Consider the following 1,707-nt stretch of genomic DNA (forward strand, 5'->3'; position numbering starts at 1 on the left):
CCTGGGCTATTACCCGTAAAATGCAGCCAATGGCGAATATCTTCAGCGATATTGGCCCGGATATCCGCTGGGTTGGCAATGAAGACGGACATGCGGCTTCAACCTCCTGGGCAACTTTTACCCCTATGGCTCCGGATGGAAAAAACGCAGCAGTTCCCGGACAGGCCAATTATCCGCAGAGCCCTGAAGGAATCAGAAACGGTAAATACTGGATGCCTGCCGAATGTGATGTCCCTTTAAGAAACGGCTGGTTTTACCATGCTAACGAAAAGCCTAAAACTCCGGAAACATTATTCGACCTGTATTTAAAAAGTGTTGGCCGGGGCGCCGGTTTAGATCTTGGTTTAGCACCTGATACCCGGGGCAGGCTCCATGAAAATGATGTAGCTGCACTGAAAAGTTTCGGCGACATGGTTCAGCATACTTTTCAAAATAATCTGGCAAAAAATGCGCAGATTACAGCAAGCAACTGCCGGGGTAAAAAATATAATGTCTCCAAACTTCTTGATAATAATAGAGAGAGCTACTGGGCTACAGCTGATGATATTCACCAGGCAAGCCTGGAAGTCTATTTAAAAGTATCTAAAACCTTTGATATCATCAGCTTACAGGAATACATTCCTTTAGGCCAGCGAATAGAAGCTTATTCCGTTGAGGTATTCCAGAACAAGGCATGGAGAAAAGTTTATGATGGTACCAGCATTGGTGCCAAACGGTTAATTAAATTGGATAAACCTATTACTGCAGATAAGATCAAGATAAGCATCACAAAATCTCCTGTTTGCATTACGTTAAGCGAGATCGGGGTTTACAGAACAACGAACTGATGATTACATTCAGTTTCTTTTGCATCAGGAAGACCATTCAATATCCGAAGCGGGATATTTTATTTACTACTCTTTGAAGCACTTTCAGATGAGCGTTCACTCTTAATTTTTGCCCGGTGCTGAATTCCCCATCTTGTCATTGCTCCGACAAGCTCTTCGAGCGTATGACTGTATGGCAGCAACTCATAGTGGATCATCACTGGATATCCAACCGAGACTTTTTTTATAATAAACCCATTCAGTTCAAGTTCCTTTAATTCACTCGATAATACCCGGGCTGAAATACCTTTCACCTGTTTCTGAAGCTCAGTAAACCTGTTATTGCCCCTTGCCATTGCAATAATGATCATCAGCTTCCATTTACCTCCTATAGCATAGAGTGCATCACTCACCGCAGCCAGTACTGTAGTACATTCTTCTGTGAATTCTTTATTGATTTCCTGTTTTTCATTTTTGTCTTTCATATTAAAAGCTTTTAAAAAATTAGTCAGTAACCTTTAAGTAACAACTAATAAATTATTAGCAAATATACTTTAATTTTGTCAACAGAAAAATAAGAACCCAATCAATTTCAGCTTACAAAAAGATGAAGATTCAAGAAAAAATAAACTCATTTAGAACAGCCACATTCAGCAAAGCTGACTTAGATATTCAACAAATTTTAAATTAAATAAAGGAAATAGTAAATAATTGTCAAATATCAAAACAATAAAATTATGTCATTAGAAATTATTAAAACAAAAGAAGAATTAAGAGAGCTAATAGATGCGTACGCCTATTTAGGTGATGAAAAAAAGATTTCAGAACAAATGAGCCTGTTTACAAAAGATGCTGCTTACAAAGTGTATATGAACGGAGCTTTAGTGGCAGATACAACAGG

The 1,707-nt window shown here is 38.7% G+C and carries 2 protein-coding genes; one reads left to right on the top strand and one right to left on the bottom strand.

The window, feature by feature from the left end:
• Positions 1–827, top strand: an 827-nt coding sequence (locus PMI13_RS16705; protein ID WP_007845895.1) for a discoidin domain-containing protein, incomplete at its 5' end; no start/stop codon positions are given.
• Between the two features lie 59 nt (positions 828–886).
• On the opposite strand, the gene PMI13_RS16710 is transcribed toward PMI13_RS16705, so the two are convergent.
• Positions 887–1,291 (bottom strand): winged helix-turn-helix transcriptional regulator, encoded by a 405-nt coding sequence (locus PMI13_RS16710; RefSeq protein ID WP_007845896.1) that lies wholly within the window; start codon positions 1,289–1,291, stop codon positions 887–889.
• Positions 1,292–1,707: the final 416 nt, after the last annotated feature.

The sequence above is a fragment of the Chryseobacterium populi genome (assembly GCF_000282115.1).
GTDB lineage: Bacteria > Bacteroidota > Bacteroidia > Flavobacteriales > Weeksellaceae > Chryseobacterium > Chryseobacterium populi.